Origin of the sequence: Varibaculum cambriense (assembly GCF_022133705.1) — a bacterium.
Lineage (GTDB): Bacteria > Actinomycetota > Actinomycetes > Actinomycetales > Actinomycetaceae > Varibaculum > Varibaculum cambriense_A.
Window position 1 is genome coordinate 1 of record NZ_JAKNHJ010000015.1, and the last position, 24617, is coordinate 24617.

The 24617-nt window shown below is 49.8% G+C and carries 26 protein-coding genes and 2 tRNA genes; 11 read left to right on the forward strand and 17 right to left on the reverse strand.

The window, feature by feature from the left end:
- Positions 1-77 precede the first annotated feature (77 nt).
- Positions 78-151, reverse strand: a tRNA-Pro gene (locus L0M99_RS07595).
- A 75-nt stretch (positions 152-226) separates the two neighbouring features.
- On the opposite strand from L0M99_RS07595, the gene L0M99_RS07600 reads away from it, so the two are divergent.
- The 5 genes from L0M99_RS07600 (at position 227) to L0M99_RS07620 (ending at position 5483) form a co-directional block, all read left to right on the forward strand.
- Positions 227-297, forward strand: a tRNA-Gly gene (locus tag L0M99_RS07600).
- A gap of 38 nt (positions 298-335) precedes the next feature.
- Entirely contained in the window at positions 336-1259 is a 924-nt protein-coding gene (locus L0M99_RS07605) for an ATP-binding cassette domain-containing protein (protein ID WP_238128269.1), read from the forward strand.
- Between the two features lie 191 nt (positions 1260-1450).
- On the forward strand, positions 1451-2734 hold the full coding sequence (locus L0M99_RS07610) for an FtsX-like permease family protein (protein ID WP_238128270.1): 1284 nt from the start codon (positions 1451-1453) through the stop codon (positions 2732-2734).
- Between the two features lie 27 nt (positions 2735-2761).
- Positions 2762-3553, forward strand: coding sequence for an ABC transporter ATP-binding protein (locus L0M99_RS07615; protein WP_143236765.1), 792 nt, complete (start codon positions 2762-2764; stop codon positions 3551-3553).
- On the forward strand, positions 3534-5483 hold the full coding sequence (locus L0M99_RS07620; protein ID WP_238128271.1) for a prolyl oligopeptidase family serine peptidase: 1950 nt from the start codon (positions 3534-3536) through the stop codon (positions 5481-5483). The genes L0M99_RS07615 and L0M99_RS07620 overlap by 20 nt, the downstream gene beginning before the upstream one ends.
- 741 nt (positions 5484-6224) lie before the next feature.
- On the opposite strand, the gene L0M99_RS07625 is transcribed toward L0M99_RS07620, so the two are convergent.
- Genes L0M99_RS07625 through L0M99_RS07645 form a run of 5 tightly spaced genes read right to left on the reverse strand, consistent with a single transcriptional unit; the run spans position 6225 to position 9181 of the window.
- Entirely contained in the window at positions 6225-7004 is a 780-nt protein-coding gene (locus L0M99_RS07625; protein ID WP_238128272.1) for a hypothetical protein, read from the reverse strand.
- Positions 7001-7834: an ABC transporter ATP-binding protein gene (locus tag L0M99_RS07630; RefSeq protein WP_238128273.1), complete on the reverse strand. Its 834-nt coding sequence runs from the start codon at positions 7832-7834 to the stop codon at positions 7001-7003. The genes L0M99_RS07625 and L0M99_RS07630 overlap by 4 nt, the downstream gene beginning before the upstream one ends.
- A gap of 2 nt (positions 7835-7836) precedes the next feature.
- Entirely contained in the window at positions 7837-8163 is a 327-nt protein-coding gene (locus L0M99_RS07635; protein ID WP_238128274.1) for a PLD nuclease N-terminal domain-containing protein, read from the reverse strand.
- Positions 8163-8855, reverse strand: coding sequence for a DUF5808 domain-containing protein (locus L0M99_RS07640; protein WP_238128275.1), 693 nt, complete (start codon positions 8853-8855; stop codon positions 8163-8165). The genes L0M99_RS07635 and L0M99_RS07640 overlap by 1 nt, the downstream gene beginning before the upstream one ends.
- Positions 8855-9181, reverse strand: a complete 327-nt coding sequence (locus L0M99_RS07645; RefSeq protein ID WP_238128276.1) for a PadR family transcriptional regulator — start codon at positions 9179-9181, stop codon at positions 8855-8857. Before L0M99_RS07645 ends, L0M99_RS07640 begins: the two co-directional genes overlap by 1 nt.
- 360 nt (positions 9182-9541) lie before the next feature.
- Between L0M99_RS07645 and L0M99_RS07650 the strand changes: the two genes are divergently transcribed.
- Both L0M99_RS07650 and L0M99_RS07655 read left to right on the forward strand, forming a co-directional pair.
- The gene (locus L0M99_RS07650) at positions 9542-9727 is read left to right on the forward strand and encodes a hypothetical protein (protein ID WP_024059000.1); all 186 of its coding nucleotides are present in this window, start codon (positions 9542-9544) and stop codon (positions 9725-9727) included.
- Positions 9724-10347, forward strand: a complete 624-nt coding sequence (locus L0M99_RS07655) for an alpha/beta fold hydrolase (RefSeq protein WP_238128277.1) — start codon at positions 9724-9726, stop codon at positions 10345-10347. The genes L0M99_RS07650 and L0M99_RS07655 overlap by 4 nt, the downstream gene beginning before the upstream one ends.
- Here L0M99_RS07655 and L0M99_RS09860 read toward each other — a convergent pair.
- The 3 genes from L0M99_RS09860 to L0M99_RS07665 all read right to left on the reverse strand — a co-directional run bounded on the left by L0M99_RS09860 (position 10344) and on the right by L0M99_RS07665 (position 11587).
- Positions 10344-10469, reverse strand: a complete 126-nt coding sequence (locus L0M99_RS09860; protein ID WP_024058998.1) for a hypothetical protein — start codon at positions 10467-10469, stop codon at positions 10344-10346. The genes L0M99_RS07655 and L0M99_RS09860 overlap by 4 nt on opposite strands.
- A gap of 68 nt (positions 10470-10537) precedes the next feature.
- The gene (locus tag L0M99_RS07660) at positions 10538-10963 is read right to left on the reverse strand and encodes a hypothetical protein (protein WP_024058997.1); all 426 of its coding nucleotides are present in this window, start codon (positions 10961-10963) and stop codon (positions 10538-10540) included.
- Positions 10964-10978: 15 nt separating this feature from the next.
- A complete protein-coding gene (locus L0M99_RS07665; RefSeq protein ID WP_238128278.1) occupies positions 10979-11587 on the reverse strand; it encodes a major tail protein in 609 nt (202 codons plus the stop codon).
- 60 nt (positions 11588-11647) lie between these two features.
- Between L0M99_RS07665 and L0M99_RS07670 the strand changes: the two genes are divergently transcribed.
- Positions 11648-12160: a VanZ family protein gene (locus L0M99_RS07670; protein WP_038109038.1), complete on the forward strand. Its 513-nt coding sequence runs from the start codon at positions 11648-11650 to the stop codon at positions 12158-12160.
- Positions 12161-12472: 312 nt separating this feature from the next.
- Here the strand turns inward: L0M99_RS07670 and L0M99_RS07675 are convergent, their stop codons facing one another.
- Complete coding sequence (locus L0M99_RS07675) at positions 12473-13174, reverse strand: TetR/AcrR family transcriptional regulator (protein ID WP_038109036.1); 702 nt, start codon at positions 13172-13174, stop codon at positions 12473-12475.
- Positions 13175-13267: 93 nt separating this feature from the next.
- On the opposite strand from L0M99_RS07675, the gene L0M99_RS07680 reads away from it, so the two are divergent.
- The 3 genes from L0M99_RS07680 (at position 13268) to L0M99_RS07690 (ending at position 15893) form a co-directional block, all read left to right on the forward strand.
- Positions 13268-14491: an MFS transporter gene (locus L0M99_RS07680; RefSeq protein ID WP_024058993.1), complete on the forward strand. Its 1224-nt coding sequence runs from the start codon at positions 13268-13270 to the stop codon at positions 14489-14491.
- A 302-nt stretch (positions 14492-14793) separates the two neighbouring features.
- Positions 14794-15351: a DUF4357 domain-containing protein gene (locus L0M99_RS07685; RefSeq protein ID WP_238128279.1), complete on the forward strand. Its 558-nt coding sequence runs from the start codon at positions 14794-14796 to the stop codon at positions 15349-15351.
- A gap of 161 nt (positions 15352-15512) precedes the next feature.
- Positions 15513-15893: a methyltransferase family protein gene (locus tag L0M99_RS07690; protein WP_024058991.1), complete on the forward strand. Its 381-nt coding sequence runs from the start codon at positions 15513-15515 to the stop codon at positions 15891-15893.
- A 9-nt stretch (positions 15894-15902) separates the two neighbouring features.
- Here L0M99_RS07690 and L0M99_RS07695 read toward each other — a convergent pair whose 3' ends face one another.
- The 7 genes from L0M99_RS07695 to L0M99_RS07725 form a co-directional block, all read right to left on the reverse strand.
- Entirely contained in the window at positions 15903-17423 is a 1521-nt protein-coding gene (locus L0M99_RS07695) for a BspA family leucine-rich repeat surface protein (RefSeq protein WP_337954210.1), read from the reverse strand.
- Positions 17424-17426: 3 nt separating this feature from the next.
- Positions 17427-17765 carry a hypothetical protein gene (locus L0M99_RS07700; protein WP_038109034.1) on the reverse strand — a complete coding sequence of 113 codons (339 nt, stop codon included), beginning with the start codon at positions 17763-17765 and terminating at the stop codon, positions 17427-17429.
- Positions 17766-17931: 166 nt separating this feature from the next.
- Positions 17932-19698, reverse strand: a complete 1767-nt coding sequence (locus tag L0M99_RS07705; RefSeq protein WP_024058987.1) for an ABC transporter ATP-binding protein — start codon at positions 19696-19698, stop codon at positions 17932-17934.
- Position 19699: 1 nt separating this feature from the next.
- Positions 19700-21514 carry an ABC transporter ATP-binding protein gene (locus L0M99_RS07710; RefSeq protein WP_238128280.1) on the reverse strand — a complete coding sequence of 605 codons (1815 nt, stop codon included), beginning with the start codon at positions 21512-21514 and terminating at the stop codon, positions 19700-19702.
- A 13-nt stretch (positions 21515-21527) separates the two neighbouring features.
- Positions 21528-22991, reverse strand: coding sequence for an ABC transporter ATP-binding protein (locus L0M99_RS07715; protein ID WP_024058985.1), 1464 nt, complete (start codon positions 22989-22991; stop codon positions 21528-21530).
- Positions 22988-23797 carry an energy-coupling factor transporter transmembrane component T gene (locus tag L0M99_RS07720; RefSeq protein WP_024058984.1) on the reverse strand — a complete coding sequence of 270 codons (810 nt, stop codon included), beginning with the start codon at positions 23795-23797 and terminating at the stop codon, positions 22988-22990. The genes L0M99_RS07715 and L0M99_RS07720 overlap by 4 nt, the downstream gene beginning before the upstream one ends.
- Positions 23797-24363, reverse strand: coding sequence for an MptD family putative ECF transporter S component (locus L0M99_RS07725; RefSeq protein WP_024058983.1), 567 nt, complete (start codon positions 24361-24363; stop codon positions 23797-23799). Before L0M99_RS07725 ends, L0M99_RS07720 begins: the two co-directional genes overlap by 1 nt.
- Positions 24364-24617 lie beyond the last annotated feature (254 nt).

The window sequence follows — 24617 nt, forward strand, 5'->3', positions numbered from 1 at the left end:
ATGACCCGAAACACCCACCCCAAAAACCCAAAAAATCCCGCGACATATGCGGACATATGTCTCGGGAGATCACAGAGTCGGGGCGACAGGATTTGAACCTGCGACTCCCTGCTCCCAAAGCAGGTGCGCTACCAAGCTGCGCCACGCCCCGTCAGTTTTATTTTCTGACCTTCTATAGGTTACACTGTTTTTCGCGGCTTCCGTTAACTCGAAGCGAAAGCCAGTTGCGAGTGTAGCTCAATGGTAGAGCCCCAGCCTTCCAAGCTGGTCATGCGGGTTCGATTCCCGTCACTCGCTCTCTTTCCGCCTCGGCGCTAGTGACTTTCCTCCTTTATATGATGATGATGTTCATGCCTGTCGCCTCTATAGGCCCGACATTGACAAGTTTATTTCGGGCTGCGGGCGCCTATCAAAGGCTATCCTGCATTGAAGAAATACCTCGCGAGACAGCAAGACAAACATGCACAAAACTCCAAGCAACAGACTCAATAGAGAATCCTGACGCCGTGATATCTATGCGGGGCGTGAGTTTTACTTACGATGCAGTCGCTGATGGTGCAGAAAGACCTCGCAACTCCGAGATTTCCTGGGCACTAAACGGAGTCAGCCTTGACGTAGCGCGGAACAAGATCACAGCGATTATCGGCCCATCCGGAGCTGGCAAGAGTACCGTTTTTTCCCTTTTGGAATGCTTCTATCCCTTAAGGTATGGGCAGATCTACATAATGGGTCAGCCATTAACTTCAATGACAATAGAAGAAGTTCGATCGCATTTTGCGTACGTCGAGCAAAATGCACCCCTTCTATCTGGCACTGTTCAGGACAACCTCTGTCTCGGACTTTCCAAGGTAACACGAGAGGAATGTGCGAGAGCACTCGAAGTAGTTGGACTGGATCATCTGGCAGATGATCTTGGCCGCGACATAGATGCGTATGTCGGCGAGCATGGCGTTTTGTTAAGCGGAGGCGAAAGGCAGCGGCTTGCATTGGCTCGCACGCTGCTTTCCGATAAAGATATATTGCTACTTGATGAGTCGACGTCCAACGTCGACGAGATTGCTCAGAAAAAGATAGCCTCCTTTCTTAAAGGTTACGTAATGAATAAAACGGTACTTATGATCGCTCATCGACCCGCGCTGATTGAAGCAGCGGATAATGTCATTGTTTTCGACAAGGGGCGACTGGTGGACTCAGGATCGCTTGAGGCCGTCCGCAGCCGTTGCTCCCTCTACCGACAATTGACTCAGGTGGGTGGTTAGTTTGATAGGAATTGCGGGTATATTGATGTATATCAACGTGGGGAGTGGGGTTTAGCGTGCATACTCGTCTATGTTTTCGGAAAATGCGGAGCACAGATTGGCCCCTTGTTCGACTTGCTCGCAAAGAACTAGCCAAAGATCTCGCTCCCTGGATAGCACTCGCGTTTACATCAGCCTTTACCGCCATGGGCGTGTCATTTTACATCGGCAGCCTGGTCCGAGGGAGCGAGTTTGATGGTCAGATCGGACAGGCTTACGTTGAATCCGGTTCTACCGGTATTGTGCTGTTAATCCTGGTTTCGGTATTTGCGATCTCATCCAGTTCACGAGTTGCAGTCACGCTACAGCGCAGGGATATTGTCGTCTGGCGACTTGCTGGGGTTAGTGAGCAGCAGGCTAAGATCGTTGCGCTGGTTGAGATTTCGATTGCTACTGCGGTGGGTACACTTGTCGGCGCAGCTGGCGCTTTCGGGCTTTGGCCCATCTGGAGACTTGTGTTACACGCTGCGGATATGCCTTATGCGCTGACGCTAGGTGTTCCGCCGCTTGCGGTGTTTCCTATTGTTGTCTTTGCCCTTAGCGTCACTGCGGTTTTGGGTGGCATGAAGGCAGGTCGGCAAGCTGCGAATGTCCGACCTGTATTGGTGCTGAAATCTGATTCTGTGGCGGTGCGGCGATTTAGCTGGGGCAGTTGGTTAGTCGGAGGACTTGCGCTGTACCTTATTGGATATCTTCTCTTCTTGGCGAATCGCACGTCACCCCACAGCAGTATTACCGATATAACGCAGAAGACGACTTTTATTTATTTGGGAACGGCGTTGGCATATGCTGTGCTTGTGGGTTCAGTAGGCAAGTATTTTGTCGGTCGCTTCCTGCGTGTGTGGACGGCAGTTGTGCCCAAACGATGGTCAAAGTCTTGGTTTTTGGCCAGCCGCCAGTCCGAACATGACTTAGAGATTTCAACTGCTCTTGTCATTCCGTTGACAGTCTCCCTTGTCCTGGTAACCGGAGTCTTTGGTTATGTTGGGCAGGCACAGGATGCGGCGAGAGCGTTTGGTGTTGCCTTTGCTGGAAAGGGAATCGACATCGGTGGTCTTGTGCAGCTCCTCGGTCTTCCGGTTCTCATTTCTTTGATAAATGCCGGAGGAATCGCCATTGGCACCGGCGCTAAGAAGCGCAGGGACGCAAGTATGCTGTTCGTCCTAGGGGCAACCAAAAGGCAACTTTATTCTAAATTGGTTTTTGAGTCAGTCATGCTTGTAGGGACTGCATTGCTGATTTCGCTCATGGTGTATTTCGTCAACGGATTGGGTTTCTATCTCGCTGTCCGATACGGCCCGATTCCTGACGCAAGTTTCATATGGCCTAGTCTGACTCCGTTCGTATTAGCGCTGCTTGGACTGGGAATTTTCTTAGTGAGCTCATTGTCTACACATCGCAGGCTTGATTATGTTCAGTCGGGAGATATCAAGTAGGGGATCGCGGGTAATTTAGATCGCGAGATGAAAGGTGATGAAATCATGACACGAGAAACAACGGCTCGGGTGTGTTGTCAGAGTCTCAATAAGAGTTATGTCGTCCCAGGGCGTGAGGGGCTAACAAGGCAGGTTCTTCAGGATGTGTCCTTCCAGGCGTGTGACGGCGAGTTGGTTTCTGTTGTGGGACCCTCAGGTAGTGGTAAGAGTACCTTACTGTACTGTCTTTCCGGACTTGAGTCGTGCGATGATGGCAAAGTTGAGCTTTGTGGTGTCGATATTACCCAGCTAAGCCTTCCAGATATCTCGCGGCTGAGGCGCGATAACGTCGGTTTCGTCTTCCAAGATTACAACCTCATTCAGTCTTTGACGTCGATTGAGAATGTGATGTTACCTGCCCAGTTGTCGGGCGCTGACGCTGATCCCGCTGCCGCGAAAGCACTGCTAAATAAACTCGGCCTATCGAATCAAATCAACGCGAAACCGCAGACCCTCTCAGGGGGCGAACAGCAACGTGTTGCAGTTGCTCGTATTCTTTTCAATCAATCGAAAATTGTTTTTGCAGATGAACCCACTGGCGCACTCGATTCTCAAGCCAGCAAAGTCATTGCCAATCTCCTTCGAGAAGCAGCTCGTGCGGGCTCCACAGTGGTGATCGTGACACATGACATTGAACTCGCGGCACAGTCAGATCGGGTGTTGGTGCTCTACGACGGCCGCGTTAACAGCATATTGGAACATCCTTCACCCCGTGAGGTCTTTGAGACCCTCAACATGCTGAACAACGGGAACAGCCCCCATGAAGCCAACTCTGATTAGCCAGTTCGAGAATCTTGCTGCCCTCACTAATACGGCGGCACAAACCAAATGGGCGAGACACGGAGAATGGTGGTACTACTCGGATAGCGCCACTGGTCTCTTAATGCGCGTTCCGATCAGCGATCCGGACGACTGGGATCTTGATGAGCACAACATGCAGCGGTTGCGCCCCTCTGCACATCCTGTGTTTCACCATAATCAAACGGAATACTCAGAAGTCATAAGTCAAGATATTTCAAGGGACGGCAACTATACCTGTTCGGCTACACGTTCACCATCTGACGATATAATTCGACTTGATGTTCGTGAGGCTAAGTCTCAGCGCATAGTTTTCAGCAAATCTCTTCGCGGATGGATGCTAGACCGAATATATCTGTCGAAAAACGGTGAAGGAATTTACTTCACCTGCCCCTCCTCGTCACATCATTCTAAATCACTGTGGGCCATTATAGCTGATAGCCGTAAAGCGCAGCATCCAATATGTCTTTTTGCCGGACATAGCGGCGACAACCTCAGCGTAAGCCGCACCCCATCACAAAGATTTCTGAAAGTAATACATACATCTAGCTCGCGTCGCGTGTTTACTCTCATTGATCTCGATACTACCCAGATACACTCCGGCATCGAAGTTGCGACAGGATTAGCTTCCAAACATTATACATTCGAGCATTTAGAGTGCGAAGGGATAGACTTCGCATTTCTCATCGAGCACAGTGGTGCGGCCTCTGGGGGCTACCTGAGTAGTTTTAGGCTCAACGACGGACGTGCCATAGGGGTAAGGTGCTCATTTAACGGAGAAGCGAACCGGTCTTTGACGTGTGCGACCTCGGTTTACCTAGGAAAAGAAAGCCTTGTCGCCTTCCTCCCCGATGGGCTTTCTGTAGATGTAGTTGTCTTTTCTTACACATACTGCGGTAATGGTGGAATAACTTTGGAGGTTCGATCGACTCTTCACCTGCCATCGCATGTGAATTCAGCGCTAATGCGCCCGATGGACTGGTGGCAGCCTTATGTCGATATAGCTATTTCGAGCTTAGTCGCACCACCGGAGCTGTTGCGAATCCCCCTCAACAGAAGATTGTGTAATCGCCAATCTCCATCCTCCTATCTTTTTGATGTACTACCAAAAATGAAGGAGAGTAGATACGGCGTCGTTCGCACTCTAAGTCGCTTGGATGGCAACTCGTCCGCAGGGTTAACAATGGCCTCGTCGAGCGCTAGTATGCAGCCGGCAAAGGGTTGCCTAGTTGTCGGTTACGGAGCCTATGGACGGTCATTACCCCGTAGCTTCAATCCACTGTACGCAATGATGCTTGAACGCGGCGTTGATATCGCACTCGCGCACGTTCGAGGCGGCGGAGAATTTGGTGTTCAGTGGCACCAACAGGGAACGAGGTTGCATAAACTTGACTCTATCGGGGATTTTCTTGATGTCTGTGAATATATTAAGACCAACGGAACTAGTCTAAACCCAGACTATAAATTGTTTGCGCTAGGGGCTAGTGCCGGGGGGTTGTTGGTAGCAGCAGCCGCGAATATGTCGCCTGATCTTTTCGATAGTCTCATACTGGTCGCTCCGTTCGTCTCGCCGCTTCGTGCTCTCATGGACCCCGATGAACCGCTGACTATTACTGATTGGAAAGAGTACGGTAACCCCATTTCTGATCTCAATATTAGGAAGTATATTGCGGGCTACTCGCCGCTTGAAAACGTTCCTCCCGTTAGGATGCCAGACGCCTTTTTAGCTCTCAATGAACTGGATAACAAAGTCAATAACCGACATGCTTTAGAATGGGTTGACCGTATGCGCGAAACTGGATCGCACATAGAGTTGGAAATCCGCCCGGGTGCCGATCATGCCGGCACGTGGTCTGGAGCAACGTCTTCTCAAATACGCATCCTCGAATGGATCACAAAACGCCTGCCCTAATAGACATGCCTGCCAGACTGCGCTGATACCTGCTGGAAATGATGTTAAGTCGGTCGTATCGTTGTATCGCCTCCCACTACAGTGTCGGCGTGCTAAACATCAAGAGGTGGAACAGCTGTGGAGGGTCCATTACTGCCGTGCTCCGCCACAACAACAAGAACACTGCAGTGACGGCACACTAATAGAGTCTGAAACAGCGGTCAGGGCGGCGAGGCCCTAGTTTGTATAAGAATGTCACTTGTACTTGCGGTAGACCCAGGTATGTTCATGTTTTCTTGGAGATGTAGACCCCTGACTCCGAACACACCAACGCAACCCGCCGGGCGCCCCCCCCTCAGCCACGACAGCAAGGACGACAGGCTCGCGGTGATACGCCAGTGAAACCGTTTAATCGAGGGCTCTGGGCGGGACAACCTCGCTCAGAAAGCACAAAAACCCTAGTAAACACGGGTGAGCAGCCAGCGAGACCCTTATCAAATCCGACGTCCAAACATCCACTTAGACGTCGGATTTGATAAGTACCCTTTTGCGTTAGCGAGTATCGCTTAGGGGGGGGTGAAAAATCGCCTGCGTTAGCGGGTTTGGGTTTTGCGTTACCTAGCGTGATGTTTTCCCTGTTCGCATAGGGTTTTGGGGTTTAACTAGCTAACGGATGATAGGTGGCGTTCGCTCCCGTGCTCGCGATGGTGGTTCTATTTCTATTTTTCGGTTGGATCTATTTTTCTCGCCCGTGTTTGGCTTTTAGTTAAGTTCTACTCTGTTGTATACGTAAGTGGCGGTGAAAAGTAGCGCAATGATTAGCAGTAGGCTGCTGGTGATTGGCCAGACCCAAGGTGCCTCGAGTGTGTCTTGAGCGAGGTTGTTGATTATGGGGGCGAGGCCAAGGGGAGTTTTGTTGCCCTCCTGGATAAATATCGCTGACATCGTTATTAGTAGGTAGGCTCCAAATCCGGCCGCAAGGGGTATGCCGATGCCTGGTTTAAAAGTGGCTGCGACCGTTTGTGTTGCGTGAATGAGAATGATTTGTAGCGCCCATACCAAACTAGCCAAGATGATCGGGGCGGGATTAGCGGCTGGGAATAACAGTGATGTTCCTGCCCAAGCCAGGGTAGCGCTGAAGACTGCAAGGAATAGGGTAGATATCCAGCTGCTGATAGCAAAGCTGATGAGGTAGTGAGAGCGCTGCACGCTACCAGGGAAAATAAAAGGAATGTCACCATTGCCGGTAAGCACGCTGCAACGAAAAGAGTTCATTGCAACCAGGATTACGGTAAGAATTTGGGTAAGGTTCTTTATCCATCCCGCGTAGGCTTGCTGCCAGGAGGGTTCTGGTAGTGACTGTATTAGCGTGGTTACTTCTGATCCGGCCAGAAATCTGATGATTCGCGGCGTGTATTGGGTAAACAATCCTTGGGTGAGAGCAAGGATAACGAATACCCCACCTATAATCCATGTCCCATAGGAGCGTAGGAGCCAGACAGCTTGATAGCGCCAGATCAATCTGAAACTCGAGGTATTCACGATTTTTTACCGCCGTCCTTAGTTAGTTTGGTGAAAAGTTCATCTAAGCCGCTAAAGGTGGGGTGAATCTTTGCGGCAGAATCGAGGCTATAGATAGCCTTAGCCACGGCGGTGGCAACGTCTGAACGCACCGTGACATCAAGGGTAACGTGTTTAGTTCGCTGATTGACCAGCTCGCCTAACTGTCCTTGAGCTAGCAGGCTACCGCGATGCAAGATCCCCACGTGGGTAGAGACTTTAGCGACATCGCTGAGGATGTGGGAGGAAAATACTATCGTTATCTGCCCGGTTAACTCGCGTAGTAGCCCCAGAATATCTGCTCGCCCGATTGGGTCAAGAGCGCTGGTTGGTTCGTCTATCAGTAGTAGTTTCGGGGCAGTAACGAGTGCTGCGGCTATTCCCATCCGTTGCTTCATGCCTCTAGAAAAGGAGCCGATTCTTCCGGGGGCTTTGTCGAGGTTAACCAGATTGAGTAGTTCGTCGCTTCTTTCGGCTGCAAGGTCTGGGGAGATTCCACCAAGGCGGGCGAGAGTGATGAGCGCATCCTTGGCTTTAAGCCAGGGGCTAATCTGGGGGACATCAGTCAGGTAAGACACGCCAGGGATCGGTTTGACCGGAAGTTTGCCTCGACTAACTCCCAGCACGGTGGTGCTGCCACTACTGGCTCCGGCCAGTCCTGCAAGGATCCTCATGGTGGTGGTTTTGCCAGCCCCGTTCGCTCCCACAAACCCATAACAGGAGCCGGTAGGAACTCGAAGGTTTATGTTGTTTAGTACTTGGTGCTTACCGAAGGTTTTGGACAAATCTTTAGTACAGACTGCTAAATCCATTTTCATTCCTTCGGATACAGCTTGCTTACCACTGAACTCGCATCAACCTGGTGATGCTTGGCTGTGGCTTTCTGTTCATATTCACGCTGTACCTTAAGCTGTCTTTGTTCGTGAAAGTACATAACCAAAAAGACGATTGGCCCAATCACTTGGCCAAAGATGATAACCAAGAGCCACACTAGGCGATTTAAGCCGGCAATGTGAGTTCGTTTATCGCGCAGCAAGCAAATCAAAGACCAGACCACCGCTACCAGTTGCACTCCTATAAGGATGCAAACTCCTATTAATGCTGGGGTCGGCAAATCCAACAGTTTATCTATAGGGTTCATTACTTGTCTCCTGAATTATGTAGCCGGGTTTTTACCCTGGCTAACGCGGTTTTTACATAAGCGAGTTGGCAAGCGCCAGCAACGAGGGGCCATAAAGCAACAATGGGCACCATCGACCGGCGGCTCATTTTCCGCTTGTCGCCAGCCCGACGCATTGCTGCAAGCCAGGCTATGGACATGGCTTCAACGCCCATCAGATCAGCCTGATTAGCCAAACGCACGGCATCTTCGGATTCTGGGTCATCGCGTCGGAAGACCTGTGGCGCTAGTGCTGCAACGGTCGTTAAAACCACTGGAGCTAGCGCAGCCTGCCTGCCAGTAATAAATCTTTCAGACCCTCCGCGTGTTGAGCGCTGGAGGAGAACCTGCTCCTTGCGACTAAGGAGTACCGCCAAGAACGCAACCCCAATCCCACCAGCAATAGTGGTGAGCCTAATGCCTCGCTTTAGACGTGTGGGGACATAGCTGGCCAAGTCCGGTAGAGAATCATCGGGTCGAATTAGCCCTAAACGCACACCAACAGCACCCAGATTAACGTCCCAACCCAGTCCGTATTTTCGAGGAATGAACAAGCGCGGATTCTCTGGTTCAAAACCATCCAACGCAGCATCAGAGCGCCCTAACCACAGCCCGGAGACAGGCATCCCCAAAACTCGCGCCTGCCCTTCTGCGTCCTTACCGAACCACTTCATTACCGTATTCCTTTCTGCGTTGTTCGCTTCACAGCACAATCAAGCGCCTCCCACTCGCGGCGCATCTGCAATAAGCGATTCTTCCCAGATTTTGCGAGCTTATAAATCTTCCTCGGCGGCCCTACCGGAGACTCCTGCCAAGCCGTAACTACCAACCCTGATTTACGTAGCCGCGCAAGCAGCGGATATAACGTACCCGTCGAAATCTCCAACCCCGCTTCCTCACGAAAACGCTCTACAAGCTGCCCCCCGTAAGAAGGACGAGACGAAAGCAATCCAAGGACAACCAGTTCAACAGCGCCCTTGCGTAACTGTGACTCAGACACCAGCCCCTCCTTGCTTAACCATGTTCCTTGCATAACATACTACCGCGTGTCTAAAAGTCTAGCAACTACTTTTCTGCTAGGACGTCAAGTCTGATAAGTACCCTTTTGCGTTACCTAGTATGATGTTTTCCCTTTTCAGGTAGGGTTTTAGGGTTTAACTCGTTAACGGAGATGAAAAATGCGGCTCTCTGATTCGCAAATAACGCTGTTCTAGTGGTGTCGGTATGAGTTCTTTTAGCTCACTTTCAAGGCCAATCTTCAAACCGAAAGATGAATCAGCCATGGGCGTTTACCTTTCTTTCCGGTAACGACAGTTATGGGATAATCAGTGAACGAGCACGTAAAAGGGAAAGGGCGTATATGGGAAAGAGCAATGCGCGAGTGCGTAACTGGTTAATGCTGGTAGCCGTTGGGCTATTATTTGCAGCTATCTGTTTTGCTATTTTCGGGTTCACGCACGTGATTTCACCGGTCACCGCTATCGGAAATGCTGCTGGTTTTCTGATAACTAGCCTGGTTGCAGGTTTTTTCGCGCTGCGTAAATGAGCGATGCGCAAAAGGTAGTGTTCTTGCACGGGTTGGGTGAAACCCGTGATGTTTGGAACCCAGTAATAAAACAGCTGCCACAAACCGAGTGCATATCTCTAGACGTTTTGAGAACGAAACCACCGCTGGCTTGCTGGTCGCTCGAAGACGTATGTACCCAGATTGCTGACTCTCTGACCGAACCAGTTCACTTGGTCGGGTTATCGTTGGGTGCAGTGATTGCTTTAAATATCGCGCTCACCCATCCAGATAAGGTGTCTTCACTGTTTGTTTCAGCTCCGCAAGCTAAACCCCCAAAACTGTTGATGAATCTGCAAAAGACACTAATGCGAGTTCTACCAACAAAATGGGTCTGTCCGCCGCAGCTTAGCAAACCTGAGCTGGTGGGCGTGCTCGATAGTTTGAAAGATTTAGACCTTACTTCGCAGCTTCCAGCTTTAGCGATGCCCGTAACTGTGGTTTGCGGCAGCAAAGATAAAGCAAACCTGCCTGCAGCCCGCAAAATCGCCGGTCTTATCCCCACAGCTCACCTAGAAGTGATCCAAGGTGCAGGGCACCAGTGGCACGCCGCCCATCCTCAGCTATTCGCCTGTTATCTCACGAAACATTTAGATCGCTAAACCCCAGCAGGAATAATATCGTCGATAAACCAGATGCGTTTCGGCTGGGCTCTGCCGGTTTCGATACGCCAGCAATCCACCAGGTCCAATAGTTCACCGAATATGGTCAGCTCGATTTGCATGCGGGTCAGTCCCAGGTGGGCGAGCCCGATATAGGTCAGGCGGGTAAAGATTGCCTCGTCACTATCTATTAAGTGTCCTTTTTCTTGGTTTGCCCTTTTGGGTCTGGGGTCTCGGTCATGATTGCTCGCCGGGTGCCGCGTTGGAGTGCCTGGGCGATAGCCTCTCGGTAGTCAGCTAAATCTGCAGGCACAGTTAGTAACTCCACTGCTTCTGCGGTCAGCTCTGGGCGCTTATCGTCTGGATGGGTGAGGTTGTGTATTTGTACGGACTGGTTAGCGAGCAGGGCGATAAGCCAGATTACCTCACCGAGTGACTTATCCATATCTTCGCTAGTTTCCAGGGCTTGACCTAAATGTTCTAGCCCTCCGTAACGTTGAGCTATAAGGCGGGTCGCGCGGGTAGTCAGGACGAGTTCGTATTCTTGACCTGCGATAGTGATTGTCGCGCTTTTCAAAGAGGTACTTGCCGGGCTGGTTTGGGTTTTCGCTGTCATGGCTTACCTGCTGTTCTAGTTGTTTGTCGGTTTAGGGCTGGTTGTAGCGGCAGGCTCATACACCTGGGTGTACCAGCCAGTAATGGTTTCAGGCTTTACGCCGACCGCTCCTTCGGTGACTTCGGCTTTCCATGGATGCTTGCCGGTAGCGTCTGGTTTGTTACGCCGCAGGATTGTGCCCTCAATACTCGGGGTAGAGAACGTGATCGAATCAGCTTTGGTTGCCAGCGTGGTTCCCGGCAGAGCAAATTTGACGCGGTAAAGCCAAAAATACTGGTACTTCCCGTTAGAGTGTGCAGCTCTAAAACCAATAGCCACGGGTGCGCCACCATCCTCAGAAGTGCTGATAAGTACCCCGTTGGCGTCCAGTCTCGCACCAGTTAAGGCAGCTGCAGCCTCTGCCCCGAGATCATCAACCCCAAGAGTGAGCGTTCCAGATTTGAATTCCTTGACAATCTCGGATGCCCCGTCATCGGCATACAAAATTGCCTCAGCCACCTCCACAGACAATTCTGCAGATATTGCTTTAGCGAGCGGTTTAGGAACGGCATAGGTTTCCTCACCGCTAGTGGGATCTTCGCTAATGCTCGCGTAGTAGAGCTTGTCTAAACCAATAGTTGCCATGATGTTTCTCCTTTTGGGTAGTAATTTTCGTTAGATGTCATCGAGAGATAGAATTGGGGCATGAGAGAGAAAACGCGACGCTTGACCTATGCAGTGTTCGGGATTTATCTGCTCTTGTTGTTGTGGATGGTGCTGTTCAAATTCGCCACCAGCGTTGACGACATACTGAGCATGCGGCATGCGCGCTACTTAAATCTGATCCCATTTACAGATTCTGCGAATCTTTACGGGTCGAACTTCTTTGATGAGATCGTGGTCAACTTCCTTATTTTCATCCCGTTTGGCTTGTACATGAGGATGTTGTTGAAACGGCGCTCATGGTTAATTCAATTGCTCCCACCGTTTTTAGCAAGCGTGGCATTCGAGGTCGTTCAGTACGTTTTCGCTATTGGGGTCAGCGATATCACCGATGTCATAATGAACACTGCTGGAGCCGCTACTGGCTTAGTAGTTTTTGCTCTGCTAGCCAGATTCTGGCCTGAAAAGAGCGAAAAAGTCATTAACGTCATCGGGTTAGTCCTGGAGATCTTGTTCATCGGATTTTTGACTTTCCTGATCATTGCAAACTCTTAAGGACAGGCTCTAAAACTCGAAACATCGATGGAATAGTGGTGAAAACCGGTATCCGCCTCGTATCCGATATAGCGGATTCCTGGGAGAAGCCTGTGTACTGTGAAGGGCGATAGCTAGTTCATTGGTAGTGCAGTATTTGATGTAGTCGTACCAGTTGTTTGGGAAGCTCTGGATATAGTGGATCTTCTTGTATTTATTGGAAAATCGCAGGAAATAGAGGGAGAGGCTGAAAGGCTTTGCTCTTAGCTGGATGCCTTGCGATTTTGGGAAATATTTTATGAGTATTGATGATTTCTCTTGTTCACGGGTTCGTTAGGCGTTTTCGCGAGGCAAGATTGCTATCTCTAAACCGGCGAGTACGACTTCTATGATGATTTCAAAGTATTCCTGACTCATGCGGTCTTCGTTTTTCGGGTTGGCTAGCGGAATTAAGTAGCCCTGGATGATGTCAGCCAGCGTTGTGGAGCAGACAGCTAGGGGCTGAAGTTGGGTAATCATTTGGCCTAGGTCGTGGCGCTGTTCCTGCTTGGTTGGGCTGCGCAAGTTGCGAGCAGTAATGCTCCACAGCATCGTGTTGATGATAATTGAGTATGCGATGTGAATGTACTGGCTAAAACCAGCATCCCGTAGTTTTTCGTAAGCCACCTCCAAGATTGGTATAAACGCGGCGTTCATATGTCCATACATCAGTTTGTCGGTGACTCCGGGGAATTCAAGAAAGACAGGCCTGACATTTTCTGCTAGGGAGATGAACCAATCTTTCCATTCCAGCTGCTCGTCCGGTAGCTCGATGGTGCTAGTGATCTCGCCTATTACAGAAGCGGTAATGGCGTCACGGTTTTGGTAATGGTGGTAGATGACAGAGGGAACTACTCCCAGACGCTGCGCAAGGTCACGAATCGACCATTTTTCTAGACCGCACTCTCGGGTCAGTTCCATTGCGGTGTACATGATCTTTTCCTGCGTCAGCCAGGCGCGTCTACCCGTGTTTACCCGCTTGTCTTTATTCCCCACGAAAACAGCATACCCTCAACCTCGACAATACTAGAACATTGTTCTAGTATTGTTTCAGCTTGATTGGCTGCTCACTTTGGAAAGGATGTTTTAATGTGCGCCACTAATGAACGAAACCAGAAAGTCGAATCAAAAATAACGGGACTGTTTCCCCTGTTTTTGACGGTGTTACTGGCATATATGGGGCAAATGATTCTTAATCCAATTCTGGCTCCGCTATCGCGCGAAATCGGGCTGAAGGAATGGCACATTGGCGCCACCATTTCGTTAGCAGCCATAATGTTTTCTCTTACCTCCACCAGGTGGGGACGGGTCTCATTGCGATGGGGATCTCGGCGTATCCTGCTTATTGGCATGCTTGCCGGAATCCTGGCTCTAAGCGGATTCGCTATGGTGGTGTGGCTAGGATTTAAGGGTCTGCTCACCGGCATAGCGTTGATCATAGGAGTAGTTATAACTAGGGGCGTGCTGTACGGCGGTGCCATCGCATCAGTTTCCCCAGCCGCGCAAACCTACGTTGTGACTCATACCTACAATGAGACGCAACGGGTAAAAGGTCTGGGAGTCTTGGGCGCTGCACAAGGATTCTCGTCTATTCTTGGAGCCTTATTGGGCGGCAGCCTTGCAGCTATAGGAGGTTTCATGATGCCCTTGCTGGTGATGCCTCTGGTCATGCTTTTTGGCGTTGCCGTTTTGCTGCTAACATTCAAACCCACAGGTGGCGAAGAAAAAGTCGCTCAACCGGCAAAAGTTTCCTATTTTGATTCAAGAGTATTCGTGTTCCTGGCTTGCGGTTTCCTAATGTTTACTGCTTTTTCTACCGTGGCTACACTTTTCGGCTTTTTACTGCAGGATGTTTTGAAGCTAGCGGCCGGCGCAACAGCAGGGCTCACCGCTTTGTGCATGTCAATAATGGGTGTGGTGATGATACTGGCGCAGGCCTTGGTGGCTCCAAGGTTAAACTGGGGTGCTAAAAAGCTCTTTAGAAGAGGATTAATAATCGTTCTTCTCGGGTTACTACTCTTGGTTTATCCACTAAATCTTGGACTGTTCATCGTGGCCAGCATCTTGACAGGCTTTGGTCTAGGCCTGGCGATGCCTGGCTACAACACGGCGCCTACTTTGCAAATGAAGCCCGAAGAGCAAGGTGGGCTGGCCGGGTTGATTAATGCTAACAATGGTGCAGCCTATGTAGTGGCACCGATAGCCTCTACCGCACTTTACGGACTCTCTCCGTGGCTACCAATGACATGTTGCGCAGTCCTGATAGCTGCGGCAATTTTGCTGAGTTTTTACCATCCCGAGTTCCGCAAATAATCTCTTTATGATTAGAAGCAAAAACCATAAAAATTCCTGCTAAAGCGGTGTTGACTTTAGCAGAACTATGATGTCTAGTCGCTACGAGGTTCAAACAAACTCAAACGTCTCAAAAACCCCATGCAAACACGGGGTCATTCAGCTCAATCGCTTGTAATGGTGTGTATATTCTTCTTGGGAATGACCCTGAAGCTATTGAGAACACTTGGTGCTATATAGGCAAGACAGAAAACTTTGTTGAGCGCTTACGCGATCATGACAAAAAGAAGCCGCAGTGGGAAAAGGTCGTTATTATCGCTAGCTTGCAACGATCTTTTAACGAGGGACATTGGGGCTATTTAGAAGCCCGTCTGGTTGAAATCGCTAAGAATGCTGAGCGCTGTTCTATGCCTGATAACAGGCAAACCCCTCGGGTTAGGAAGCTTTCTGAAGCGCAACGAGCATCAGCCGAGTCGTTCTTAGATAATGTGAAGCTGATTTTGCCAATCCTGGGAGTCAATGTTTTGCGTTCCCCAGAAAATACTGTGCAACTAGATAACGCTCAGATAGTTTCTTCACCTATTTTTCATCTACATAAGCAAAAAGATGGGATAGATGCCTCGATGCAGCTGATTGATGGCGAGTTTTTCCTTCTCAAGGAATCAATCGTGGTTGCTAGCTGGGAAACGAGTAAAGCCAGAAGTCAGGCAACGGTTAACTCCTATACGGCTAGCGCTAGTCGTCACCAAAAGCTAGTTAGTGATGGTTCAATCCGCATAGAAAATAAGCGGGGCGTGGTCACCCGGGATATTGCTTTTACTTCTCCTTCTGCGGCGGTTGCCATAGCGTTAGCTACTTCTGCCATTGCTAGAGCGGGTTAGGCTGGTGCGAAAATAGCTGTATGAATAAAATCGGAGCTTCGCATTTGCCTGTGTTAGGTGTAGGTCCGATATAGGTTTCGGGTATTTTTATCGTCACGATTGCAGCGAGTCTTGTCCATTTTTTAGGCTGGATCGCAAACGGAACTATCGGAAATAGTTGGGTGCATAACCTCATGATTGCGGCGGGTCTGGTTGTGATGGTAGTTGCGGTAATCGTGTGGGTTTCAGCTGTTTTTGGCTCTCACATGGTCGAAAGCGTTAAAACTGGTCAGCTTATGACTAGCGGGATATACGCTTGGGTTAGGCATCCCGTATATTCTTCCTTCCTGCTATTAAACTGCGGTCTGCTGCTCATACAAGTGAACTGGTGGCTACTAACCCTCCCGTTCATCTATTGGGTGGCGTTGACTGTTTTGATGAAACACACTGAAGAACGCTGGCTTGAAAATGAATTCGGGGATGAATACATCCAATACGCTGCCCACGTTAATCGGATTTTTCCTTGGCCGCCCCAACGCCTCACCAAACCCCGAGAGTCATAAACTGATCCGCTAGCGGGCGGTGCGGCGCAAGCGGCAAACAATGCTGCCGGCGGCCCCTAGCAAGCAAGCTAGAAGCGCGATTTGGCCAACCAAAGTCCCGGTCTGAGGCAAAGTGGAGATCTGGGTTACCTGAGTAGGCTCAGTTTTCTTCACTGGAGCAATTTTAGGGACTGGATGCACAGTGGGGTGCTTACCAGAATGCTCTGTGGGTGTAACGGAAGGCTGGTTTCCAGGTTGGTTATCAGCGCATATGTGGATTTCTTGGTCGGTCATATTCCGCGATTGACTCTCAGTTTTTTCCTTCGCGTTTGCAGTATCTAAAACCCATTCATGTTTATTGCTATCCCATTTATGAGGGGTAGTGGTGATGGTTCTACTTTGGTATACCTTTCGATCGGCACAATTTTTAGCCCCCGGGTGATTGTTATCAGCCCACTTAGAAGTATCAACTTTAGCTTCCGGTTGCTCTGGACAAGCATTAACATTGAGAATTCCTGCGGTAAATTCTAGTGAATATGCTCCGGTTACTGCGTCTTTAAGTTTTAAAGTTCCTTGCTTAATCGCAACCTGTCCCGCCGGGGTATCTGCCCCGTAGTCAGCTCTGAGAGCACCGGTGAGTAAATCTTTGCTATGAGCCGCATCCACCTGGTAATCCAAGACTGGCAGTGGTTCGCCTTGCCAAACCTGTGTCGGAGTTGCCGTTACTTTTACTATTTCATTAGGGCGAATTAGGTAGGTGGCCTTATCTACAATTTTGTCTTTAACCGAATCCAACATGACAGAAACTGTTTGCCCATCACCCGGGGTAGCGTTTAACACCGTGCCATCGTCAACATTACGAATATGGTAAGGGTCGGCTATAAACTTAAACCAGCTAGAAATATTACGCTTTAAAGCAGCGCCTTTGATCCGTACACTCGTGCGCCCCTCAGTAGCGAAAACGTCTGCGACGGTCTCTTCCTCAACCTGGCTAATATCCCAGCCAGATACGTCCAAATTTTCTATGCTGCTGGCTCCGGCAAACATATTGTGCATATTGGTAACTTTGTTGGTCTTCCACTTTGACACATCTGGTTTCGCGGCAGCTGCTGCAGTAAAGACACCTTCCATGTTGGTGACTTGGCTGGTATCCCAATTGGCGACATCCGGGGTGGCAACAGTAGCTCCGTTGAATATGTCGCTCAAGTCGGTGACTTGGCTGGTATCCCAGTTTGATACATCCGGATTAGCTACTTTCGCACCCTGGAACATTCCATTCATTCTGGTGACTTGGCTGGTATTCCACTTTGAAGTATCGGGATTAGCTGCTTTGGTGGCGCCGAACATGCCGCTCATACTGGTCACCTTGCTGGTATCCCAGTTAGAGGTATTCGGGTTCGCCAGCGTCGCCTTATAGAACATATAGCTCATCGTGGTGACTTTGCCGGTATCAATACCAGTATCCGGAAAGTCGATGCTGGCCTTGTCACAGTGGGAAAAAAGGAAGCTGGAATCTTGTGGGAAATCTATGGTGGTGCCCGGATTAGGAATAAATTATATTTCCACCGGCTGCGGTTCGGCTGGCTTGGCGTTGCCATTTGCATCTTTAACAGTTCCGCAGAATCTACTATTGGGCTCATTGTGGGTGGCCGGAGTTTCAGACATCCATTTGGCTCGATCTAGCTGACCATGGCCACTGACGGTCAGGATTTTGGCTGTCGGATCCCAGGAGGCAGTGAGGTTATCTCCTACACTGGTCGTTTCGGTATCTGCTGCATAAGCTACTGCAACTCCTAAAGAAGTTAAGAATAGGTTCGCGGCAGCAGAAATAGTGACCGCAATAAACAGGAGACGAGAAATAGTAGTTTCCCTAAAATTAGATGTATACCTCATGATTTCCCCCAAATCCTTCAGTGAATTCATCAATGCCGAATCAGAAAAATAATTGGCATTAATCTCTAGACTTTTTCCTTAAATATTGAAGTAATAGCCATTGCAACGACCTCTAACCGGAAAATACTTGCAAATAATTCCGGGTATGCTACCTAGCTATTCCGAACTATTGTGCGGATATTTTCCATCCAGAGGCCGCTTGACGCTCATCCCAAAAATCTCGGTAAATCCCCTCGCAATTTACAAGTTCATTGTGGGTACCAACCTGAGCCACTTGCCCCTGATTATCTAGAACCACAATCTGGTCAGCCCGAGTAATCGTGTGGAGTTTATGTGCGATTACCAACATGGTTGATTGGCGACGTAATACTTCGAAAGAGCGCAGCAGATTTGCTTCATTCTCGGCATCCAGAGCGCTGGTAGCTTCATCGAAGAGCACAATCGGAGCATTTTTTAAAATAGCGCGAGCAATCGAAACTCGTTGGCGTTCCCCTCCTGATAACGCGCAGCCACCTTCACCAACGTTTGTATCCCAACCATCGGGAAGGCGGCTAACAATATCGTTGACACCTGCTAGTTCTGCCGCATGTAGTAGAGCCTCTTTGCTCGCATTGGAGTTACCGATGCGGATATTTGCTTCCAAAGTGTCATCGAAAAGATAGACATCTTGGAAAACCATTGAAATCTGGCTCATTAAATCTTCAGTCGTCAGTTCTCTGACATCTCGACCTCCAACGAGTACCGCACCCGAGCTTACGTCCCAAAATCGGCAAATTAAGCGGGCAATAGTGGTTTTACCTGCCCCCGAAGAGCCAACGAGTGCGGTCATAGTGTGGGGCGCAACGGTGAAGCTGACTTTGTTGAGCACCTGTTTATCGTTCCCGTAAGCAAAATCAACCTCTCGAAGCTCAACCTGATGGGGTAGTGGTTGGGGTAGCGAAGTTTCCGGCTCAGGAAGAGGGCGCGCATCTAGTACTTCGTTAATAGTCGCCATTGTCGGTCCAACCGCCAATAACCCGGTTCGACAATCAGAAATCGTGGAAAGGTAATGAGTAATTTCTAGGCTTATCCCAATGACCGCCACCACTGCCAGGGGAGCAAGGCTTCCAGTAAAAGCAAGATGAACACTGGAAATAATCATTACCACGCAAATTGTTTGCGAGGCGATACCGCCGAGGAAATTCCCGATGCATTCTATCCATAGTCGGCGAGTGGATCTGCGGCGATTTTCTGCTAAAGCGGTGGCCATTTGGGGGTAAATCGTCTGGTCACATGCACGGAGCATAGATTGACAGGTAGAAAATTCTACAATCCGATCAGCGAGTTCAGTAGCCGCCGGGGCCGCGTAGGCGCTGGCAGCACTGTCAAGATAGGTTAGTGCCCACATCAGAATCAGGTAACAGATTAGGCATAACGCAAAAATTGACCCCAGGATGGGGTACCACCAGAGCAAACCAGCAAGCAGCGTCAGCAAAGTGACGGTGGCGGCAGACAGTTCCGTGAGCAAGTGGGCACTCAGATTGCCGAGCTCATTGACAGTAGCTGCCCCTAGACGGGACAAGCGCCCGGTAGTATCAGTGGAGAACCATCCCAGGGGCAGTTTTGCCAACTGATTCCCGACGCGGCGATGGACAGAACGCATCACCGAAAACGCGCCTTCGTAGGAGAACCGATCTCGTATGTAGATACTGATCGCTCCGATAATCGCCGTGACGAGCAGGGTTAAGATCCAGGGGTTAGCGTTATTGGCGGTTTCTTCCTGCCTGCTAGCCCAGGTATTTGCGAGCTGAATCAGCGCAAGTAAGCCTACCCCCTGCGCAATGCCGCTGATGATCCGAGCTGCCCAGCTGATACTCCTGCTGTGATTTTGAGAGTTGGCGCTGAGGCGGAAATTTGTTCGAATTATGTCGATAGCTCCCGTTGACTTAGCCATTTCAGTTTCGTCCTCCTTCCGTAAACTCAACATTGGATGCCGACCACAGGCGGCGGTAGAGTTCTATATTTTGTAGCTTCTGGTGATCACCGCAGGCCACCAGCTCTCCTTTATCAAGGAGGACGATTTGATCGACGTTCTTGACTGAATCTGGGCGGTGATCAATAACCAGAACAGTACGTCCGGCCATCAGATGGTTAATAGCTTTTTGGATTTGTGCTTCACATTCCGGATCTACCATGGCTGCTGCCTCATCCAATATGAGTATCGGCGCATCCAATAGTAAGGTTCTGGCGATGGCAATCCGCTGAGCTTGCCCTCCCGATAGCTTCAGATCTTCCCCGACGACGGTGTCATATCCTTTAGGTAGTGCCATGATTTCGTCATGAATCTGTGCCTGGCGAGCAGCGTTAATAATCTCGGCTTCATCTGCATCGTGTCGCCCGATAGAGATGTTGTCGCGAATGGAAGCCCGCAAGAGCTGCGCATCTTGCAAGATGAACCCGAGATGATGGTAGAGGTCGCTTCTACTAAGTTCTTTAAGGTTGACTCCACCGATTAGTACTGTTCCCGTATCGGGATCCAGGAAGCGGGCGGCCAATTTGGCTAGGGTGGTTTTCCCGGCTCCTGATGGCCCCATGAGAGCGGTTACTGTACCGGGCGCACAACGTAAGGAAACATTATCCAAAGCTAGCGTATGGCCATAGCTGAGCGATACATTTTTAAATTCGATGCTTGCGTCTTGGGGTAAATGCAGTGACTGATCCGGGCAGGAGAGGGGCTTTACCCCAAGAAGATCAAGAATCCTTTTGGCCGCGGCACCTGCTAACTGGTAATTCCAAGCAAGCTGGGTTATCAGGTTAATTGAGGAGGGCAGCGCGATGGCAATTAAACAACCGGCAACTACTTCTACCGGACTAACCCAATGTTTGGAGACGAACCAGGGGCCGACAATCCCAAATAAGAGAACTACCAATGGGGTAGAGGTGAGGGCGGCGGTCAGGGAAGCCGCATGCACCATTGGCCGATTCCATTCCTCCATATAGTCACAGGCTTCATTGGCGCTGTGGGCATACTTGCGGTGTGCTTTTCCGGTGATCCCAAAAGTTTTAACCACCTGGATGCCTTTTACGAATTCCACCATTGCGGAGGAAACCTGATCAAGTTTTGCATCAAGTTCTAAGGATTTATCGCTCATTCCTCGCATCATCACAGCGTAGGCAATGATGTAAATCGGCACCGTAACAATTACTAAAAGTCCGAGTCTTAAATCAATAGTGAAGGTATAACCCGCGCAAAATATGGGCACTAGGGTAGCGATCAGCGAATCTACGGGGCGGTGTGCTACTAGCACATGTAGATTCTTTACATCGTCTTGCAGTACTTTACGCACGTGTCCGGAAGTGTTATCGCTAAACCAAGTTAAAGGAGCTTGCCCCAGAAAACGGATAATCTTTTGCTGAATACTTGCGGATAGGCGATTATCTGCAATATGGGTAACCAACAAGCCCACAAAATAGGCGAACAGCCCTCCACAAAATGTTCCGATTAACACCTGTACCCAAAATATGATGACGCTTTGGTTGGGGGATACGCCATTGCCCAATGAGGTTAGGAGTTCGTTGCCGATCCCCACTAAAGCAACGAAAGGAAAAACTCGCAAAATAGCGGATATAACCGCCATCACTTGACCGACTCGCAGCGCCATTTGCACGGGAGCTAATAGTTCTCGTAATGCGGCTTTACCTTGTTTGCTGGTCAGCTTGATATTTTCCGCTGCATCTTTTTCTGATTCGCTAACTTGGTGATCATTCACTGTGCTTCCTCTTTCAATGTTTCTCTTGGTCGGGCGCGGTAAGTTGCACGTTTATTTCACTATCGAGAGGCTGGAGCAACAGCTGATAATCGGCAACTTCATTGATGAACTCCAAGTCGTGACTAATAATCAGGATCGCTTTGTCCTTTGCGGCTAGTGAGCGAATCTGAGAACTGATCGATAGTAGGTGCTGGTAATCAACCCCCGAGGTGGGTTCATCGAATACGTAAAGCTCTGCCTGGCTCGCCAGGGCATTGGCAATAACGAGACGCTGTTTTTGTCCTCCGGAAAGAGTCATTGGGTGCCGTTCAGATAATCCTTGCAACCCCAGATCACCTAGAAGCGCCTGCACCTGCTCTTTACTAAGATTGTCATTTCCTAGTACGACCTCTGCCGCTACCGTTTCAGCAAATAGTTGCCGGTTTACATCTTGCATTACTAGCACGCTGCGTTTTTGTCTGTCTGCCGCTCGGCAGGATTTGCCGCTAAAACTAATAACGCTGCCTCCTTCCGGGTGAGCTAACCCGATGAGGGTGCGCGCAAGAGTAGTTTTGCCTGCTCCGTTCGGGCCGACTAGCGCAACTACTTTTCCCTTCGGTAAACATAGGGAAGGAATATTGAGGACGCGGTGTTTGCCGTAACTGAACCTTAAATTTTTTGCGGTGATACCGTCCGCCTGCTGATCAGGAGTGGTGTTAACGCACATTTCCGGTTTTTCCAGGGTACGCAACCCTAACTCTTTACGCTGTTTAGAAGACAAACTAAAAAACTTATCCGCAGTATACAAATGCTGGATTCGTCCTTTATCCATGATCGCGACTTGATCTGCGAGACCCTTTAGAGGGTAAACGCGGTGCTCGGCTACTACCAGGGTCCAGCCCGCGATTTTTAATCTTTGTAAGACTTCGCTGAATGCGGAGATTGCTTCAGGGGAAAGATTAGAGGTGGGCTCGTCTAAAAGCAGGATTTGCTGCGGTCCGGCAACTGCTGCTGCGCAAGCAACCAGCTGCAATTCACCTCCGGAAAGCTTACGTAACTCGTTGCCTAGCAGACGCTGAATGCCCCAGGCGTTTACAGCTTCCGCGATCCGGTTAGCAGTTGTTTTGGGAGTATCTCCGGCATTTTCGCTCGCGAATGCTAACTCTTCTAGTACATTTGCCGTAAAAAACTGGGAACGGGGATTTTGAAAAACTGTCCCGGCGGTACGCCCTAATTCTTGGATATCTGTTTGCACGGTATCGAGACCAGCAAGGGTAGTGCGTCCGCTGAGATTACCCTTATAAAGTTCGGGTATTAAACCGTTCAGAAGTTTTAAGAGGGTCGACTTGCCTGCTCCGGAAGGACCGGTGATTAAGGTACAGGATCCTGTAGGGAAATCGAGGTTGATATCGCTGACTGCGCTTACGTGAGCTGATGAGGTTTCTTCGTCCGGGTTGAACTGGTAATCGAAGGAGACCTGGTCGATTAAGGTGCTCATTTGAATCCACCCGAGAGTATAGCTAGATGGTCTGAGTAGGGGATGAGAGCAATCAGGGCGATTAGCGTCAGTATCCAGAGGGCATCCAGTCGGCTGAATCGCAGCTGTTTCAAAGTACTTGGGTAAATAGTGGACCCTAAACCGCGCACCATGCCGGCGGCGGTCATTTCATCAGCGGTTCGGGCGCAGGATGCCAGTAAGGGAACTAAAACCATTTCTAGAAAATGGAGGGGATGTAAGAGGGCGCGCCATCCCATTTGTAATCCCCGCAGGGACATTGCTTCTCTTACTGCGCGGTATTCCCGAAATACTGTCGGTATGAATCGTAGTAGCACTACCAGGGGAACGGTTACAGCTATCGGTATGCGTAAGCTGCGAAGACCGGCTACGAGTTCTCCGGGGACGATAGTTTTAATCGCGTAACCTGCCAGACCGCCAACAGTGCAAATCCTTATCATCCAGTAGCCTAAAACCATTAGGAACGCGGTGAGGGCGCTTGGCCAGATTCTGGGGAAAAGATAGATACAAGCGACCCAGGTTCCTTCCACGGCGAGGAAACCTAGCGCCCATGAATAGCAGTGTGACAATAGTAAAGCCAAGAGCGCAATACCGGCTACCAGGAAAGTGATCACTATGGGTAGTCGCGACATTACCAGGGCATTTAATACGAATATAACCAGTATTACGGTGCGCGGATCTGGCCGGGAATGCCGTTGGTTAGCTGCTAAGATTTCAGCGCTGGTGACCTGATCTTGGTGATAGCTTGCTGCTGATCCGGGGGCGCTAGTTTGGCATTGAAGGCTCATTACTTTGCGATGCCAGCTTTACGGAAGTGCCGCGCCATTAGAGAATTTCCGAAGACTCCGCCGATAAGCCCGAGAATGAAAATTCCCACGCCCCAGGCCACAATCATCCATGGTGACAAGAACCAGCGTAATGAATCTGCATAGGCAGTCCCCATAGAGTCAGCAATATATTTGTAGTAGCCCTGAGCGTCAATGAATACCGGGAACCAGGGCACCACGTACCATACGGACATGACGGCGTATCCTAGGACCCGAAAAACCGCTGATTTTTTAGCGAAGAGGAAGTCTGCGGCTAGTCCCAGCAAAGGTGTAAGTAGGGCAGTAACCCAGGGGTGCCCGGTAATTACCATTAAAATCCCGACTAATAGTCCCATTAATGCCAAGGCGCCAATCTTCGGTACCCGCGACTTAAATAGCATGATTACGGCGCCGTTAGCGATAAGACCTAAGGCATAGCCCACAAACATCATTGCTGGATTAATGATGCCTAGCATTCCAGTGCCGAAAACTAGCACAAAATAAATTGCGGTAAAAACGCCAATGTTGATGAAGTCGCGTGTTTTCATGCGATATATCCCTTCTAATATTTAATTAGGTAAGCCTTGCCTAACAAAAGAGTAGCGTGAGTGCCCCCTATTTGGTCAAGTAATGTCGGGGTAATCTAGCCGACACATAGGCGGGAGAAAAGGGAGAGTTAAGAAACTAACTAGCCTACAGAGGGCTCTCCTATTAGCGGATTTGCTAGCCCATACTGCAGCGTCCCAGGTTTTGTTCCTATTTATTCCAGGCAGGACTTAAATCCAGGTTTGCTTCAAAAGTT

What these genes read in the sequence shown, in the direction of transcription:
- L0M99_RS07605 (WP_238128269.1), top strand. Translation starts at nt 336, where the DNA reads ATGATGATGATGTTCATGCCTGTCGCCTCTATAGGCCCGACATTGACA.
- L0M99_RS07615 (WP_143236765.1), top strand. Translation starts at nt 2,762, where the DNA reads ATGAAAGGTGATGAAATCATGACACGAGAAACAACGGCTCGGGTGTGT.
- L0M99_RS07620 (WP_238128271.1), top strand. Translation starts at nt 3,534, where the DNA reads ATGAAGCCAACTCTGATTAGCCAGTTCGAGAATCTTGCTGCCCTCACT.
- L0M99_RS07630 (WP_238128273.1), bottom strand. Translation starts at nt 7,834, where the DNA reads ATGGATTTAGCAGTCTGTACTAAAGATTTGTCCAAAACCTTCGGTAAG.
- L0M99_RS07635 (WP_238128274.1), bottom strand. Translation starts at nt 8,163, where the DNA reads ATGAACCCTATAGATAAACTGTTGGATTTGCCGACCCCAGCATTAATA.
- L0M99_RS07640 (WP_238128275.1), bottom strand. Translation starts at nt 8,855, where the DNA reads ATGAAGTGGTTCGGTAAGGACGCAGAAGGGCAGGCGCGAGTTTTGGGG.
- L0M99_RS07650 (WP_024059000.1), top strand. Translation starts at nt 9,542, where the DNA reads ATGGGAAAGAGCAATGCGCGAGTGCGTAACTGGTTAATGCTGGTAGCC.
- L0M99_RS07655 (WP_238128277.1), top strand. Translation starts at nt 9,724, where the DNA reads ATGAGCGATGCGCAAAAGGTAGTGTTCTTGCACGGGTTGGGTGAAACC.
- L0M99_RS09860 (WP_024058998.1), bottom strand. Translation starts at nt 10,469, where the DNA reads ATGCAAATCGAGCTGACCATATTCGGTGAACTATTGGACCTGGTGGAT.
- L0M99_RS07660 (WP_024058997.1), bottom strand. Translation starts at nt 10,963, where the DNA reads ATGACAGCGAAAACCCAAACCAGCCCGGCAAGTACCTCTTTGAAAAGC.
- L0M99_RS07665 (WP_238128278.1), bottom strand. Translation starts at nt 11,587, where the DNA reads ATGGCAACTATTGGTTTAGACAAGCTCTACTACGCGAGCATTAGCGAA.
- L0M99_RS07670 (WP_038109038.1), top strand. Translation starts at nt 11,648, where the DNA reads ATGAGAGAGAAAACGCGACGCTTGACCTATGCAGTGTTCGGGATTTAT.
- L0M99_RS07680 (WP_024058993.1), top strand. Translation starts at nt 13,268, where the DNA reads ATGTGCGCCACTAATGAACGAAACCAGAAAGTCGAATCAAAAATAACG.
- L0M99_RS07700 (WP_038109034.1), bottom strand. Translation starts at nt 17,765, where the DNA reads ATGAGGTATACATCTAATTTTAGGGAAACTACTATTTCTCGTCTCCTG.
- L0M99_RS07705 (WP_024058987.1), bottom strand. Translation starts at nt 19,698, where the DNA reads ATGGCTAAGTCAACGGGAGCTATCGACATAATTCGAACAAATTTCCGC.
- L0M99_RS07715 (WP_024058985.1), bottom strand. Translation starts at nt 22,991, where the DNA reads ATGAGCACCTTAATCGACCAGGTCTCCTTCGATTACCAGTTCAACCCG.
- L0M99_RS07720 (WP_024058984.1), bottom strand. Translation starts at nt 23,797, where the DNA reads ATGAGCCTTCAATGCCAAACTAGCGCCCCCGGATCAGCAGCAAGCTAT.
- L0M99_RS07725 (WP_024058983.1), bottom strand. Translation starts at nt 24,363, where the DNA reads ATGAAAACACGCGACTTCATCAACATTGGCGTTTTTACCGCAATTTAT.